Origin of the sequence: Parahoeflea alexandrii (assembly GCF_027214025.1) — a bacterium.
Taxonomy (GTDB): domain Bacteria; phylum Pseudomonadota; class Alphaproteobacteria; order Rhizobiales; family Rhizobiaceae; genus Hoeflea; species Hoeflea alexandrii_A.
Genome location: NZ_JAPWHB010000001.1, coordinates 189596 through 205277, shown reverse-complemented (window position 1 = coordinate 205277; position 15682 = coordinate 189596). Strand labels below are relative to the sequence as shown.

The window sequence follows — 15682 nt, the reverse complement described above, 5'->3', positions numbered from 1 at the left end:
TTTCGGTATTGGTTTCATCGGCTCGAGACCGGGATTGCAGCCCCGCCTGTCACCGTTCATGGCGGTCTGCACCGAAGTGCGGCAGCCTATTCGATAAACGGCTCGACGGTGACCCGCTTGCCCAGGAGAAAGGCGTCAGCGACATGCGCCATCGGGGCGAGATCCATATCGATGCCGCGGGCGCGCACCAGCGCCGCCATGTTGGCGTAAAGCCTCGGGTATTCGCCCTTGAGCGCGGTGTCTCCGCTGGCTGTACTTTGCATCTCGCCATTGATCGACAGGGTCGCCCCGCCTTCGGAGAGCACAAGATTTCCCTGATCGGTCTCGATGGCGATGTTCCAGAACTGGTCGCCTTCCTTGCGGAAGTCGAACTCGGCGCTGACCTCGGCGCCCTGCGGATGGGCAAATGTGAGGTTCGCCGCGATCGGGGTTTCGCAATTCTCAGGGATCAGCAATTCCGAGGACGTGATGTGGATCGGCTCGGACAGGATTTCGGTCACGATCGAGAGTGCATTGATGCCGGGATCGAACACCCCCAAGCCACCCGCCTGCCAGATCCAGGTCTGGCCGGGATGCCACTTGCGCACGTCCTCCTTCCAGGTCACCACGAGGCTCTTGATCTTCTTGCCGGCGAGCCACGCCTTGGCGGGGGCGACCATCGCCGCTTCGCGCGAATGCCAGGTCGCATAGAGCGAAACGCCGGCCCTGCGCGCGAGTTCTTCCAGCGCATGGCATTCGGAAACCGTTGCGCCGGGAGGTTTTTCGAGCATCACGTGACGGCCAGCCAGGATGGCGGCTCGGGCATAATCGAACCGCGGCACCGGCGGCATGCACAGCGACACGACGGTGATGTCGGGCCGCGCATCAAGCATGGTCTCGAAATCTTCAAAAGCCTCGACGCCGTCCACGGTTGCGTGCCGCGACACGGTGGCCGCCAGTTCCCAGTCCGGAGAAGCGTTGAGTGCCGGAATATGCTGGTCGCGGGCGATCTTGCCGATGCCGGCAAGGGCAATCTTGAGTGGCATCAGTGGGAATCCTTTCCAACCGGCGAACCCCGGCATCCGATCAGGAAGTCGAGATCCGCGCCCGTATCGGCGCCCCGGACGTGGCTCTGGTGCAGCCATGCATAGCCGGAGGCCGGCTTGTCGGCGAGCGGCTTCCAGTTGCTCAGGCGCTTCGCCAGCTCTTCGTCGGACAGGTCGACGCGGATGCTGCGTGCAGCGACATCAAGCTCGATCATGTCGCCATTCTCGATCACCGCCAGAGGCCCGCCATCGGCAGCTTCTGGCGAGGTGTGCAGGATCACCGTGCCGTAGGCGGTCCCAGACATTCGCGCGTCCGAAATGCGGATCATGTCGGTGATGCCCTTCTTCAGAACCTTGGGCGGGAGTCCCATGTTGCCGACTTCGGCCATGCCCGGATAGCCTTTCGGGCCGCAATTCTTCAACACCATCACGCAGGTCTCGTCGATGTCGAGCGCGTCATCGTTGATCTTCGCCTTGTAGTCGTCGATATCCTCGAACACGACGGCGCGGCCGCGGTGCTTGAGCAGGTGCGGCGACGCGGCCGAAGGCTTGATCACCGCGCCGCGGGGCGCGAGGTTGCCCTTGAGAACCGCGATCCCGCCCTGGGCCGTCAGCGCCTTTTCGACCGGCAGGATTACGTCCTCGTTGTGGTTGACCGCATTCTTGACCTCGTCCCAGATCGCCGTCCCGCTGACCGTCATCGCATCCTTGTTGAGAAGGCCCGCCTCGCCGAGCCGCTTGAGCACCACTGGCAGGCCGCCGGCGTAGAAGAACTCTTCCATCAGGTACTTGCCCGAGGGCATCAGGTTGACGATCGTCGCCACATCGCGACCGCAGCGGTCCCAGTCGTCAAGCGTCAGGTCGATGCCCACCCGCCCGGCAATCGCCAGCAGGTGAATGACCGCGTTGGTCGAGCCGCCGATTGCGCCGTTGGCGCGGATGGCGTTCTCGAACGCCTGCTTGGTCATCACGTCGGAGGGTTTGAGATCGTCCTTGACCATGTCGACTATACGGCGGCCCGACATCTGCGCCATCACCCGCCGGCGGCTGTCGACGGCCGGGATTGCGGCGTTGCCCGACAAGGCCATGCCCAGCGCTTCGGCCATCGACGCCATGGTCGACGCTGTGCCCATGGTGTTGCACGACCCGGGCGAGCGCGACATCGAGGCTTCGGCTTCGAGAAAGTCCTCCTGCGTCATCTCGCCTGCCTTGACCGCTTCGGAGAATTTCCACAGATGCGTACCTGAGCCCACGCGTTCGCCGCGGAAGTAGCCGTTGAGCATCGGCCCGCCGGTGACGACGATCGACGGAAGGTCGGTCGAAGCCGCTCCCATCAGAAGGCTCGGCGTGGTCTTGTCGCATCCCACCAGCAGCACCACCCCGTCCATCGGCTGGCCACGGACGGTTTCCTCCACCGCCAGCGCCGCGAGATTTCGATACATCATCGCGGTGGGACGGAACGAGCTTTCGGCCGCCGAGAAGACCGGCACCTCGACAGGAAATCCGCCGGCCTCGAGCACGCCGTTCTTCACCCGCTCCGCCAGATCGCGCAGATGCGCATTGCACGGGGTGAGTTCCGACCAGGTGTTGAGAATGCCGATGACCGGCCGGCCGTCGAACATGTCGTGCGGGAAGCCCTGGTTCTTCATCCATCCGCGATGATAGATCTGGTCACGGCCGGTTCCGCCGAACCATTCCTGGGAGCGCAGCCTTCGCGGCCATGATGCTGGTTTGAATGTCATGTGTGTCACCGAAACCCTTGCCGCTGGCAGACCGGCGGCAAGTGGCTTCTCCCTTCTGGATCAGCTCTGTTTGTTTTTGTTGTAGACATCGAAAATCACCGCTGCGAGCAGCACCAGGCCCTTGATGACCTGCTGGTAGTCGATGCCGATGCCCATGATCGACATGCCGTTGTTCATCACGCCCATGATGAAGGCGCCGACCACTGCGCCGACGATCTTGCCGACGCCGCCCGACATCGATGCGCCGCCGATGAACACCGCGGCAATCACGTCGAGTTCGAACGACACGCCGGCCTTCGGCGTCGCCGTGTTCAGTCGCGCCGCGAAGATCAGTCCGGCAAGTGCAGCCAGCATCCCCATGTTGACGAAAGTCAGGAAGGTCAGCCGTTCGGTGCGGATGCCCGACAGCTTGGCGGCCTTCTCATTGCCACCCAGCGCATAGATCCGTCGTCCCAGAACCGTCGATTCGGTGATGAAGGCATAGATGATCGTCAGCACGCCCATCGTGATCAGAACGTTCGGCAGGCCGCGGAAGGTTGCGAGCTTGTAGGACACGAAGACGATGGCACCGGAGACCAGCAGGTTGCGCAGGATGAAGAAGCTCATCGGCTCCGTGACCATGCCATAGGCGCGATTGCGGGCTCTGGAGCGCAAGCCCATCCAGACGATCAGCCCCGCAATCACAAGGCCGGTGACGACAGCGAAGCCGTTCATCCGCTCGACACTGAACACGGTTTTGACAAAGGGAAGCAGGTCCGGAATGAACCCTGTCGACAGCGCCTGGAATTGCCTTGGAAAAGGCCCCACCGATTGCCCGGCAAGAAGCCACAGCGAAGCGCCGCGGAACACCAGCATTCCGGCAAGCGTCACGATGAAGGACGGAATGCGCCAGTAGGCGATCCAGTAGCCCTGCGCCGCACCGATCAGGATGCCGACCATCAGGCAGCTCGGAATGGTCAGGTAGATCGACCAGTCCCAGTTGACCATCATCACCGCCGCCAGAGCCCCGACGAAGCCGACCACCGAGCCGACCGACAGATCGATATGTCCGGCGACGATCACCAGCAGCATGCCGAGCGCCATGATGATGATATAGCTGTTCTGCAGGAACAGGTTGGTGATGTTGACCGGCCTGAGAAGCGTCCCGTCGGTCGTCACCTGAAAGAACGCCATGATGGCGATGAGCGCCAGCACCATGCCGTAATCTCGCAAATGGTTGGCAAGATATTGCCCGGCGGATCGGCCTTGCCGTACGTCTTGATGTGCAGCGGATTCGCTCGCCATTGTCTCAACTCCTCACAATGAAGGACATGATGCGTTCCTGGCTCGCTTCCGCGGCGGTCAGCTCGCCCACCAGGGCGCCTTCATTCATCACGTAAATTCTGTCGCACATGCCCAACAGTTCAGGCAGTTCCGACGAGATCATCAGCACGCCCTTGCCGTCGGCAACGAGCTTGTTGATGATGCCGTAGATCTCGTATTTTGCCCCGACATCGATGCCTCGGGTCGGCTCGTCGAGGATCAGCACTTTCGGATCGGCGAACAGCCACTTGGAAAGCACCACCTTTTGCTGGTTGCCGCCCGACAGGTTGCCGACCTTCTGGAACACGCCGGGCGTGCGGATGTTGATCGCCTTGCGGAAACCCTCCGCAACGCGCACTTCCCGGGCCTCGGAAATCACCCCCATCGAGGCGACTTCCGGGAGGTTGGCAAGCGTGATGTTGCGCTGGATGGTGTCGTCGAGCACGAGGCCCAGATGCTTTCGGTCTTCGGTCACATAGGCAAGGCCCGACGCGATCGAGCGGTCGACCGTCGAAACGTCGGCCGGGGCGCCGTCAATGAACACTTCGCCTGAAATCCGGCGGCCGTAGCTGCGGCCGAAAATGCTCATTGCCAGCTCGGTACGGCCCGACCCCATCAGGCCGGCAATGCCGACCACCTCGCCCGCGCGGACGTTCAGGCAGGCATTGCGGATGACCTGTCGCTCGCTGTGTTCGGGGTGCCAGACGTTCCAGTCGCGCACTTCCATGAGAATGTCGCCGGGCTTGCTTTCGCGGGCCGGAAACCGCTGCGCCATGTCACGCCCGACCATGTCGCGAATGATGCGGTCTTCGGTGAGCGCCTCGCCGCGGGCATCGAGCGTCGAAATCGTTGAGCCGTCGCGGATGACGGTGACCCGGTCGGCGATGCTGCGTACTTCGTTGAGCTTGTGACTGATGATGATCGAGGTCACGCCTTGCGCCTTGAGCTCGGTCAGCAGGTCCAACAATGCCTGGCTGTCCTTCTCGGACAGGGCCGAGGTCGGCTCGTCCAGGATCAGCAGCCGCACATCCTTGGACAGCGCCTTGGCGATCTCGACCAGCTGCTGCTTGCCCACGCCAATGCGATCGACAAGCGTGCCGGGCGCTTCCGAAAGCCCGACCTTTTTCAAAAGCGCTTCGGTGCGCCGAAATGTTTCATGCCAGTCGACCACGCCGTTGCGGGCGCGCTCGTTGCCGATGAAAAGGTTCTCGGCAATCGACAGCAGCGGCACCAGCGCCAGTTCCTGGTGAATGATGATGATGCCGACAGCCTCGCTTTCGCGGATGCCGGAAAACGCAGCGAGCTGGCCGTCGTAATGGATTTCGCCTTCGTAGGACCCTGACGGATAGACGCCGGACAAGACCTTCATCAAGGTCGACTTGCCGGCCCCGTTTTCCCCGACAAGGGCATGGATTTCGCCTTCCATGACAGTGAGGTTCACCGCATTGAGAGCTTTCACGCCGGGAAACGTCTTGGTTATGGAGCGCATCTCCAGAAGCGGTTTCATTGCTGCATCTCGGTATCGATGGAATCGGGATCAGGGGTCGGGCCGCGCGGCTGTCGTGCGCGGCCCGGACTGGGTTTGGCTGACTGGGTCAGCCTACTTGATCTGATCCATCGTGTAATAGCCTGAACCGATGAGGATCTCCTCCCAGTTCGACTTGTCGACCGACACAGGCTCCAGCAGATAGGATTCAACCACCTTGACGCCATTGTCATAGGTCGTGGTGTCATTGATCTCCGGAGTGCCGCCCTGCAGCAGCGCGTCGACCATGCCGACGGTGACGCGGGCGAGTTCGCGAGTGTCCTTGAACACGGTCGAATACTGCTCGCCGGCCAGGATCGACTTGACCGACGGCACTTCGGCGTCCTGCCCCGACACGATCGGCATTTTCAGATCGCCCGAGCCGTAGCCGACGCCCTTGAGCGACGACAGGATGCCGATCGAAAGCCCGTCATAGGGAGAGAGAACGCCGTGCACCGGCTTGTCGGTGTAATGAGCGGACAAGAGGTTGTCCATGCGGGCCTGCGCCACAGCACCATCCCAGCGCAGCGTGCCGACCTTGTCCATGCCCATCTGGCCGGACACGATCACAACCTTGCCCGAGTCGATCAGCGGCTGCAGCACGCTCATCGCGCCGTTGTAGAAGAAGAAGGCATTGTTGTCGTCGGGCGAACCGCCGAACAGCTCGACATTGTAGGGGCCGTCGCCGAAGCGTTCCTTCAGGCCCGCGACCAGGGAACTGGCCTGCTGCACGCCGACCTTGAAGTTGTCGAAGGTGGCATAGTAATCGACATTGCCGCTTTCGCGGATCAGGCGGTCATAGGCGATGACCTTGATGCCGGATGCAGCGGCATTTTCCAGCGCATTCGACAGAGTGGTGCCGTCGATGGCGGCGATGACCAGGACATTGACGCCCTTGGTGATCATGTTCTCGATCTGCGCCAGCTGGTTGGGAATGTCGTCCTCGGCATATTGCAGGTCGGTGGCGTAGCCCGCGGCGGTGAACTGTTCCACCATGGAGTTTCCGTCCGAAATCCAGCGTGCCGATGACTTGGTTGGCATGGCGATGCCGACGGTGCCCTTGTCCTGGGCAATCACGGGCGTCGAAATCAGACCGACGCCGAGCGCAACTGTCGCCAAAATAGATGTAAGCTTTCTCATTATGTCCTCCCGAGACAGCGTCATGCAGCGGCCAACCTCTCCTCAGAGGCAAAACCCTGCAAGCCAATAGGATCCTGTTGAACCCGCAGCCAGATTAGCGGGTGCGTAACATGCAATTCAAATGAATAGATTGACAATCTGCATATCAAAATTGATAAGCCGAATATGGCCCTGACAACACGCAATCTGCAACTCAAGGACTTTCGCCTGATCCAGGCGGTTCACGAAACCGGACAGCTCGGTCTGGCAGCCGAGCAGATGGCCCTGTCGCAGCCGGCCGCGTCGCGCATGCTGGCAAACATCGAACGCACGGTCGGCAGTCCGGTATTCGTGCGTCACCCCAAGGGCATGACACCCACGCCGGTCGGTGAAACGCTGATCCGCAATGGCCACAATCTGCTCAACGGTCTCGACCGGACGTTAAGGGAAATTTCCTCGGTCAGCGAAGGGCTCGCCGGAACGGCGCGGGTTGGTTCTGTCACCGATGGAGCGGTGGCCTTTGTCGTGCCGGCGATCCAGGAACTGAAGAAGACGGCCCATGGTGCCGACATCCACGTCGATGTGGCGCCAAGCGATGTCCTCGTCGAGGGCTTGTTTCGCGGAGACTATGACTTCGTGCTTTCGCGCATTCCGCCGAAATATGACAAGCGCCAGCTCGACGTGCGGCCGGGCCGTCATGAAGATATCTGTTTCATGATGCGGGCCGGACATCCTCTTGCCGACAACCAGACCGCGTCGCTGCAGGATCTCGCGGCCTATGAATGGGTTGTCCAGGCGCCGCAGACACCGCTGCGCCAGGCGCTTGAGGATGTCTTCGTCTCAGCAGGCGTCGACCTGCCCGGCGACATCGTCAACACCACGTCAATGTTGGTGATGATCTCCTACCTCGCCTCTTCCAACGCGCTGGCGCCTACGCCAAGGCCGGTGGCGGATCTTTTCGTCGCCAACAACCTCGCCGGAGGCCTGACCACTGTCGGTCCGGAGGAACTGATCCTGGTCAGTCCCTACTATCTCATTTCGCGCAGGAACGTGATCATCAGCGCGGTTGCCACCCGTTTGCGCGAACTGGTCTTTGCCGCGATGAATGTAACCGCTGGCTAACCGATTATCGGCCTGTCACGAAGGCTTCCGTCAGTTGCCGTCGATGAAGACGCTGACGCTCGCAGCCCGGCCTTCCGCGTCCATCACCGTGAGCGTCGATGCGCCCGGGCTGTCGGGCGTCCAGTTCAGCACCCGCCGGCGCGAGGGCTTGGGCAGTGCCTCGCCATTGGCGATCAGGCGATAGGGACCCGAACCGCCCTGCAGCTTGATCACCAGCGGCATCAACGGGCCGGATCCCCCCGAACCGAGCGCGACGCGCGCGCCCTGCGGCGGATAGACGATTTGCGGTGGCAATGAGCCGTCCGCGACGGTGCTGATGACGGTGTCCCGGCCCCGGTATTTTCGCAATGCATAGGGCAAGGCCTCGCGCGATCTCGCTACCAGTCCGGCTGGAGGCCCGGGAAGATCCACGCGATCAAGCCCGCTCCGCACGAAGGCCTCGAACAGCAAGGGGGCTGCCGTTTCGATCCCCGACAGGCCCGGAACCGGTGCGGCATCGGGCCGCCCCACCCAGACGCCGAGCACATGTCGCCCGTCAAAGCCGATCGCCCAGGCGTCGCGGTAGCCATAGGAGGTGCCGGTCTTGTAGGCGATGGCGATCCGCGGGGCGCCTTGCGGTGCGCTGACGCCGGAGAGAATGTCGGCAACGCGCCAGTTGGCGTCAGCCGCCATCACCGGCTGGTCCAGCGGTTTGGGCGCAACCGGTTCGGATCCGTCCCTCAGCGGATGCGCCACACCGTTGTTGACAAAGGCTGTGTAGAGCTGAACCAGGTTGCGAAGACTGACCCCTGCCCCGCCCAGGCCGATCGCCAGCCCCGGCGCGCCGCCGGGCGGTAGGTCAAGCGCGGTTCCGCCCCGCCGGAGACGGGCCAGCAGCCGTTGCGGCCCCACCGCCTCGAGCAGCCGCACCGCAGGAACGTTCAGCGAAAACTGCAGCGCCTCGCGAATGCTGACTTCGCCCATATAGCCCCGGTCAAAATTGCGCGGCCGGTAGCCCGAGAAGTCGGCGGGCGTATCGTCGATCAGTGTTTCGGGCGCGATCAGCGCGTCCTCGAAGGCAAGCCCGTAGATGAACGGCTTGAGCGTCGAGCCGGGCGAGCGAACCGCCTGGGTCATGTCGATGGCGCCTGCCCGGGCCGCGTCGAGATGACCGGTCGATCCGATGCTGGCGAGCACCTCGCCGGTCTGGCCATCGGCGAGCACCATGGCGAGTGACTGGCGCGGACCAAGCCGTCCGGCGGTCTCGGCGGCAAGGTCCTCGAGCCGGGCCTGGATGTCGCCGTTAAGTGTCAGCCTGATCGAACGCGCGTCGGTTCGAGTGCGGATTGCCAGGTCCGCCGTGTGAGCAGCAAGATCCGGCATTGCCAGGCGGCGGCCCGGGACTTGGCTGGCCGAAGCACGGGCGATCTCGCTCTCAGGGATCAGGCCTGCTGTACTCATCCGCGCGAGCACCCGGTTGCGGGCCAGCAGCGCCTGCGCGTGTTGCCTGTCCGGACGCCTCGTTTCCGGCGCTTGCGGCAGCGCCACCAGCAGTGCCGCCTGCGACAGGGTGAGCTTTTTCGGCTCCCGCCCGAACCAGGCAAGGCTCGCCGCGCGCACGCCCTCGAGATTGCCGCCATAGGGCGCAAGCGTTAGGTAGAGCGACAGGATCTCGTCCTTGCTCAACCGCCTTTCGATCTGCACGGCGCGCGCCATCTGTCTCAGCTTGGCCGAGATAGATCGCTCGGTTCGAGGCTCGATCAGCCGGGCCACCTGCATGGTAATGGTCGAGCCGCCGGAAACGATCCGCCCGCCATTGAGAACGAACTGAACCGCTGCCCGCACCAGGGCTGCCGGATCAACACCTCGATGGCTCCGGAACCGCCGGTCCTCGTATGCAATGAGCATGTTGACATAGTCGGGATCGACCGCCTCGAGCGTCACCGGCAGACGCCACACCCCGCTCGGGGTGGTGTAGGCGCGCAGCAGCGTTCCGTCCCGGTCGAGAACCTCGCGCGACATCTCGGCGCCGTTTTCCAGCGGCGGCGGATATGCGCGGTCGAGCCGGTCGAGGCCGAACAGAACCGCCCCGCAGATCAGCACGGCGCCGCAGAGAGCGCCGGCTGCCAGCCGCCACGGCCGGGTGCGGCTGAAGCCCGTCATGGCGCGCCAAGCACCTCCATGAACCCGGTCGCCGTCCGCGCTGCGAGTTCAGGCCGGTACATGTCTTCCACCACCGCCGCCGGGTGAGTGTAGATGCCCGGTGTCACCGCGCGGACCACGTAGGCCGCGACGAAATCGCGGTTCGACGTGGCCCCGCGATCGAACGCCGCCATGAACCGGTCGGTGCGGAATTCGGCATGGCTTGCGGAAACCTCGCCCAGCCAGGGGAAGTTGCCGAGTTCGGCACTGCCCACCAGCCGCGGATTGTCGATGACGAATCCCGCAGGCAAGAGGTCCGTGACCACGACCCGCGACGGCCAGGCATTGGCTTCGCGCATCTGTAGCACCACGAGATAGCGCTCGTTCTGCCGCACCGAGGAAATCGAGGCCGGCTGTCCGTTCAGCGTATAGTAGCTGCGAATAATCTCGAATCCCGTGCCGCCAGCGCTGAGCGGCTGGACCGGAGCCGCAATCGTGGTGACGACGGCATCCACCGGATCGGCGCCCTGGTTGACGATGGTCAGCGGAGTGTCGCGGATCGCCTCGCCGCTCATCCGTGTTTCGTAAGCGCCGGCATAGGCCTGTCCGTTGACATTGACCGAGATCGACCGGTTGCCCGCGGCAATCGCCCGGGCCGCCAGCACCATCCAGGCGTCTTCCTGGGTGCTGGTCGATTGCCGGGCCGACTTGGCGTCGCCGACAAAGCGGATGAGGTCAGGCACGATTCCCGGCGTCGGCGTCGATTCCGCTGCCAGCGCCAGCATCGCCGCACCGTCGCGAAGTGCGGAGCCGTAGTCGTTGCGCCCACCGATCAGCGTTGCGGTCGAGCGCGCATGGTCGAAGGCAGAGCGGAAACTCTCCGCCGCACGTTGCGTATCGCCGTAGAGCGAGAGCGCCGCCCCGATCTGCGCCCGCGCCAGCGGCTGGTCGAAGGCATCGATCTGGCTGTCGGAATAATACCTCAGATCCGTCGCCGCGGCCTTGCGGTTGCGTGCAAGCACGTAAAGCGCATAGGCGATTGCACTGCCGTCCGAGCTCACGTCGGTGGTGTAGGCCAGCGTGTTCTGCAGATTGTCGAGCGCCAGGCGGCTCGCCACCGGCGGAACCGAAAAGCCCTTTTCCATCGCCCGTGTGAGGAAATCGGTGACATAGGCGTCAAGCCACAGATCGCCGGATCCCGGTCCCCAGAGACCGAAGCTGCCCGATGCCGACTGATAGGCGACCAGCCGGGTGATCGCGTCGTTGATCCGTTTGCGGATCGTCGCCGGATCGTCGCCGCTGGCGGCATCGCCGAGTTCGCTCAGATACAGAAGCGGCAACGCGCGGCTGGTGGTCTGCTCCGCGCAACCATAGGGATAGCGGTCAAGCGCCATCAAGAGCGACGCCACGTCAAAGGCCGCATTGCGGGTCACACCGACCGTGACAGAGGCTCCATCAAGCAGGCTGTCGGCGAGCAATTCACCGTCGATCCGCAAGGTGCCGCCGCCTCCGGCAAGACTGATCACGCGTTTTGTCGTCACCGGCATCGCACCGGGCCGCACGGTGATTGTCTCCTCGCGGTCAAGCGACAGTCCGTCCGGTCCGCTCAGCGCAATTGTCAGCGTGTCGGCGCCGCTCGCAAGTCCCTCGAGTGGCATTGCCAGGCTGCTGCGCGCACCGGATGGCAAGGAAAGTGTCTGTCGCAGACCGTTGCCACCCTGCACCCTGCCCGAAGCGGTGAACAGTTCAACGCTGTACTCGCCTGCCGGACCATCGGTGTTGGCGAGTTCGACCAGAACCTGCGACCGGTCGCCGGGCGCAAGGAACTGCGGCAGGCTTGCGGTGATGACGACCGGATCGCGCACGATCACGTCGCGCGTCGCATGTCCCAGCGCGCCGGCGCTCCAGGCAACCGCGTTGACCCGGACGGTTCCGTTGAATTGCGGCATGTCGAAGGTGACGTTTGCGGTCCCGTCGGCTCCGACCTCGACCGGTCCCTCGAAGAAGGCCACCAGCTTCTCGCGCGGCGGACTGCCTTCGGACCGCATCATTGCGCCGTCGCCGCCGGAGCGAATGCGTCCGGTCACGCCGGCGGAACCGTCAATCAGGCGGCCATAGAGGTCGCGGATTTCCAGCCCCAGCGCCCGCTGTCCGAAATACCAGGCTTCGGGATCGGCAACCTGGTGACGGGTCAGGTTGAGAATGCCGACATCGACCGCGGAAACCGTCACAAAGGCCGCTTCGCCCGGCGTCAGGCCGGCAAGCGTGACCGGAACCGAAAAGTCGCCGCGCGGCGTCGTCTGCTCGGGCAGATCGAGCGTCACCGTCAGTTGCCGGTCGCCCGGTTCGACGGAGAGCCATTTTACCCCGATGGCCCGCATCGGCATCCGCGATTGCGCATCCGAAGGTCGGTAGAGCGTCGCGGTCACATAGGCGCCGGCGCCCCATTCCTCGGTGACCGGCAGATCGATGGTGGCGCCGTCCACTCCCACCGAGGCCGTCACCGTTTCGATCAGCCGTTCCGAGCCGACCGTGATCAGCGCCTCGCCGGCAAAACGCGGTGAAATACGCAGTCGCGCGGTTTCGCCGACCGTGTATCGATCCTTGTCGAGCGCGATCTCCAGACCGTCGGGCGTTTCAATCGATTTTGTCTCGACATACCAGCCGGCGTCAAACAACAAGCTGGTTTCAGTCCCGTCCTCGCCGGTTACATCCAGACGATAGCGGCCCCAATCGACATTGGCGGAGATCGATGCAGCCGCATCACTGCCGATATCGATCTGGCCATCAGCAATTTCAGTGGTGAAATCAACAACTTCATAGTTCCAGGAACTGCCCTGGCGATACCATTGGTAGTTCCGCTCGACCTTGACCAGCGACCATGAGGCGCCCGGCATGGCGACCCGCGCGCCGTCCGCGTCAACCGCGATCAACTGGAACCCGGCCTCGCTGCTTTCGGCGACCTGGTGGTCCTCGAACAACGGCTTGATGCCGATACGCGGTCCTTCCGCGGCAACCTTGAGCTCAACCGAGCGTTCCACGGCGCGGCCGCCGCCTTCAGAGGCGCGGATCGTCACATTGGCAGTCAGGAACTGGGTCGTGTCCGGTAAGGTCCCGACATCGATCTCAACCACGGACTCCCCGGCTTCATCGAGCGGCGGCAGGTTGTCGAGCAGGATCCGGGAATTCTCGAATTCCTCGTCGGCCAGTCCGAATTCGAAACCGGGGAACCCTTCGAGCACCCGGGTGCGGCTCAGCACGATTTCGCCTTCGGTGGCGAGCCCACCTGCCGGGGCGCCGTAGAGATAACGGCCGGTCACCGCAATGTCTGCCGGCGCATCCGGGCTGACGACCGCATCGCCGGCATCGAGTTCGATCTCGATCCGGTCGGGCTGGAAGTCTTCGACCAGGAATGAAACCTCGGCCACCGCCGGGCGCTTCGGATCGGTGTGCAATGCCGCGCGCCAGGCGCCCTGCATGGCGTTTTCCGGCAGCGTCAGCGCCAGCGCATGGCCGCCGAGTGCTGCGCCGTCGGAGACCACGCGCCGGTCCTCGACCCCGTCCGGGCGCTGCAGGATCATGGTCAATGGCAGGCTGGCAAGGGCTTCGGCCTTGCCGTTGCGGGCAAGTGCCGAGAGGTGAACCGTTTCTCCGGCGCGATAGATACCGCGCTCGGTCCAGGCCATGACATCGACGCCGCCTGCCGACGTGCGCCCGGCGACCCCGCGATCGGAGAGATCGAAGCCGCCGCGGGTCATGTCGAGAAACACGAAATCCCCGTCAGCGCCCCTGGCCAGCAAGGCTGCCGGCGCAAGCGCCGCCTGTCCGCGAACCAGCCCCGGCTGGAAGCTGGCGTGGCCATCGGCGTCGGTGACGGCCTCGCCCAGAACCTCGTTGTTGCGGGCAAGCAGAGTGAGTTCGACCGAGCCGAGCGGCTTGGCCGTATCGAGCGAGCGCAGGAACACCGAGAGCCCGTCGTCGCCGGCATAGGTGCTCATCCCGATATCGGAGATGACAAACCATTGCGTTGCTTGCCCTTCCCAGTTTTCGCTCTTGTCGCCGAGAGGCTTGGCCGTGAGCACATAGACGCCAGGCTGGCGTTCGGGAAGCAGCGTGTCGACGGGAACGCTGGTGATCACTTCCCGGTTGGGTTCGCTGGCGATATCGATGGCGCCTTCCCAGACCGGTGCGCCGATATCCTGCAGGATCGAGTCGATCGAATAGCTGTCGAGCTGCCTGAGGAATTCAGAGCGGCTGATGATCTGCGAAAGCGCCCGATCACCAACTCTGAACAGCTTGAGATCGGCCGACGGCGCATTGATGGTGACCAGCGGGAGTCCGAGCCGCGACTTGGCCGGGAGCACGAAAGCCGAACCGGTGAACCGTGCCGCCGGTGCGCGGTCCCGCACATAAAGCGACAGTTCCACCGGTGCTTCCAGCACTTCACCCACCGATGACGGCAATCCCTGGCGCAAGACCAGTTGATAGCGCTGGCCGTGCTCAAGCCCGTTGATGCAGATCTGCCGGCTGTCGGTGTCGATGGCGACATCGTTGCCGCCATTGACGCTGACGAAACCGGAATAATCCTGGGTTCTGACAAGGTCTTCCGAAAACTGGACGCAAACCCGCGGCGTTTCGCTGTCCGCGTCAACCGTGTTGTCGACAACGCGAAAGCCGCGGGTTGCGCGCAATTGCGTGTAAGCCGCGCGCAGCGCCGGAACCTCCTTAAGCTCGAGGCTTGCCCGATAGGCCGAAAGTGCAGGACGCCAGTTCTGGACGGCTTCGAGTGCTTCGGCCAGAACCGCGAGCGCATCCGCCCGTGTCGAAACCGTCCGGGAAGTCCGGTAGGCGTTGATCGCGGACGACACCGAAACCGACCTTAGACTGCGCGATAGGTTCTGGTCCTGAGGAACATAGGCGCCTGCGGCCCGCGACAACTCGGCCCAGAGGACGCTGCGCTCCGGCGCGGCTGCCACGGCGATCGTGAAATTGCGCACGGCGCCTTCCATGTCGCCTGCCGCGATCGAGGCCTCCGCAAGACGCACCAGGGCGGTCACCCCGGTGCCGCTGCCGCTGTAGCGCGCCAGCGTCCGTTCGCGATAGGCCCGCGCCTCGTCAAGCAGCGAGGCGGGAACAAACGCGAGATCGGGTGCGGCTCCGAGATCCGGTTCGCCGGCCGCAACCACCCTGCCCGCCACGGCCCCGGCAAACGGATTTATGGTGTTGTAATCCGATTTGAGAAAGCACCAGCCGGCTTTGACGTTGTAGGTAAAGGCCTTGCATTGCCGGTCGCCGAGGCATTCTGCCTTGCACTGCTCGAGCCCGATGTTCTGCACCGTTCGAAGATCGAATCCGAAATAGTCCGCGTTTTCAGTGGTCTCTATCCGCCGCGTTCCCTCCTGCGCCATTGCCGGCGCGGACAGGATCAGTACGAACAGACAGACAAGCATACGGTTGAATGCAAACATGGAACCTCCCGCGCCCGATGCCGAACGGGCGAATGTGCAACATCCGGTCTGAAGTAACGCAAGCCACAGTGACAGCGCCGATACTGCGGATATTGAAGAGGAGACTAAGGCCGGAGCATGGCTTCCGGCAAGGAATTTCCATGCGGGATACAGGAATTGAAGCGGCCGACCCATGAAATGAACCGGGATTGTTGCAATGCACCTGCTACTTAAGCTAGTAAGAAAATGCACCCTGGAAATTGGACCTGTAGCGCGAGG

8 protein-coding genes are annotated in these 15682 nt (G+C 63.5%); 1 reads left to right on the top strand and 7 read right to left on the bottom strand.

The window, feature by feature from the left end; translation table 11 throughout:
• Nucleotides 1-86: 86 nt before the first annotated feature.
• The 5 genes from O4H62_RS00980 to chvE all read right to left on the bottom strand — a co-directional run bounded on the left by O4H62_RS00980 (nucleotide 87) and on the right by chvE (nucleotide 6734).
• The gene (locus tag O4H62_RS00980) at nucleotides 87-1028 is read right to left on the bottom strand and encodes a Gfo/Idh/MocA family protein (RefSeq protein WP_269386257.1); all 942 of its coding nucleotides are present in this window, start codon (nucleotides 1026-1028) and stop codon (nucleotides 87-89) included.
• Nucleotides 1025-2767, bottom strand: coding sequence for an L-arabinonate dehydratase (araD, locus tag O4H62_RS00975; RefSeq protein WP_269385257.1), 1743 nt, complete (start codon nucleotides 2765-2767; stop codon nucleotides 1025-1027). Before araD ends, O4H62_RS00980 begins: the two co-directional genes overlap by 4 nt.
• Before the next feature lie 60 nt (nucleotides 2768-2827).
• Nucleotides 2828-4051 carry a multiple monosaccharide ABC transporter permease gene (gene mmsB, locus O4H62_RS00970; protein WP_269385255.1) on the bottom strand — a complete coding sequence of 408 codons (1224 nt, stop codon included), beginning with the start codon at nucleotides 4049-4051 and terminating at the stop codon, nucleotides 2828-2830.
• A gap of 4 nt (nucleotides 4052-4055) precedes the next feature.
• Nucleotides 4056-5576 carry a multiple monosaccharide ABC transporter ATP-binding protein gene (mmsA, locus tag O4H62_RS00965; RefSeq protein WP_269385253.1) on the bottom strand — a complete coding sequence of 507 codons (1521 nt, stop codon included), beginning with the start codon at nucleotides 5574-5576 and terminating at the stop codon, nucleotides 4056-4058.
• 93 nt (nucleotides 5577-5669) lie between these two features.
• The gene (gene chvE, locus O4H62_RS00960; RefSeq protein ID WP_269385251.1) at nucleotides 5670-6734 is read right to left on the bottom strand and encodes a multiple monosaccharide ABC transporter substrate-binding protein; all 1065 of its coding nucleotides are present in this window, start codon (nucleotides 6732-6734) and stop codon (nucleotides 5670-5672) included.
• Nucleotides 6735-6899: 165 nt separating this feature from the next.
• Between chvE and O4H62_RS00955 the strand changes: the two genes are divergently transcribed.
• Nucleotides 6900-7835 carry a LysR family transcriptional regulator gene (locus tag O4H62_RS00955; RefSeq protein WP_269385249.1) on the top strand — a complete coding sequence of 312 codons (936 nt, stop codon included), beginning with the start codon at nucleotides 6900-6902 and terminating at the stop codon, nucleotides 7833-7835.
• A gap of 30 nt (nucleotides 7836-7865) precedes the next feature.
• Here the strand turns inward: O4H62_RS00955 and pbpC are convergent, their stop codons facing one another.
• Nucleotides 7866-9977 (bottom strand): penicillin-binding protein 1C, encoded by a 2112-nt coding sequence (gene pbpC / locus O4H62_RS00950; protein WP_269385247.1) that lies wholly within the window; start codon nucleotides 9975-9977, stop codon nucleotides 7866-7868.
• Nucleotides 9974-15424: an alpha-2-macroglobulin family protein gene (locus O4H62_RS00945; RefSeq protein ID WP_269385245.1), complete on the bottom strand. Its 5451-nt coding sequence runs from the start codon at nucleotides 15422-15424 to the stop codon at nucleotides 9974-9976. Before O4H62_RS00945 ends, pbpC begins: the two co-directional genes overlap by 4 nt.
• Nucleotides 15425-15682: the final 258 nt, after the last annotated feature.

Coding starts and splice junctions, on each gene's coding strand:
- araD (WP_269385257.1), bottom strand. CDS start 2,767: ATGACATTCAAACCAGCATCATGGCCGCGAAGGCTGCGCTCCCAGGAA.
- mmsB (WP_269385255.1), bottom strand. CDS start 4,051: ATGGCGAGCGAATCCGCTGCACATCAAGACGTACGGCAAGGCCGATCC.
- mmsA (WP_269385253.1), bottom strand. CDS start 5,576: ATGAAACCGCTTCTGGAGATGCGCTCCATAACCAAGACGTTTCCCGGC.
- chvE (WP_269385251.1), bottom strand. CDS start 6,734: ATGAGAAAGCTTACATCTATTTTGGCGACAGTTGCGCTCGGCGTCGGT.
- O4H62_RS00955 (WP_269385249.1), top strand. CDS start 6,900: ATGGCCCTGACAACACGCAATCTGCAACTCAAGGACTTTCGCCTGATC.
- pbpC (WP_269385247.1), bottom strand. CDS start 9,977: ATGACGGGCTTCAGCCGCACCCGGCCGTGGCGGCTGGCAGCCGGCGCT.
- O4H62_RS00945 (WP_269385245.1), bottom strand. CDS start 15,424: ATGTTTGCATTCAACCGTATGCTTGTCTGTCTGTTCGTACTGATCCTG.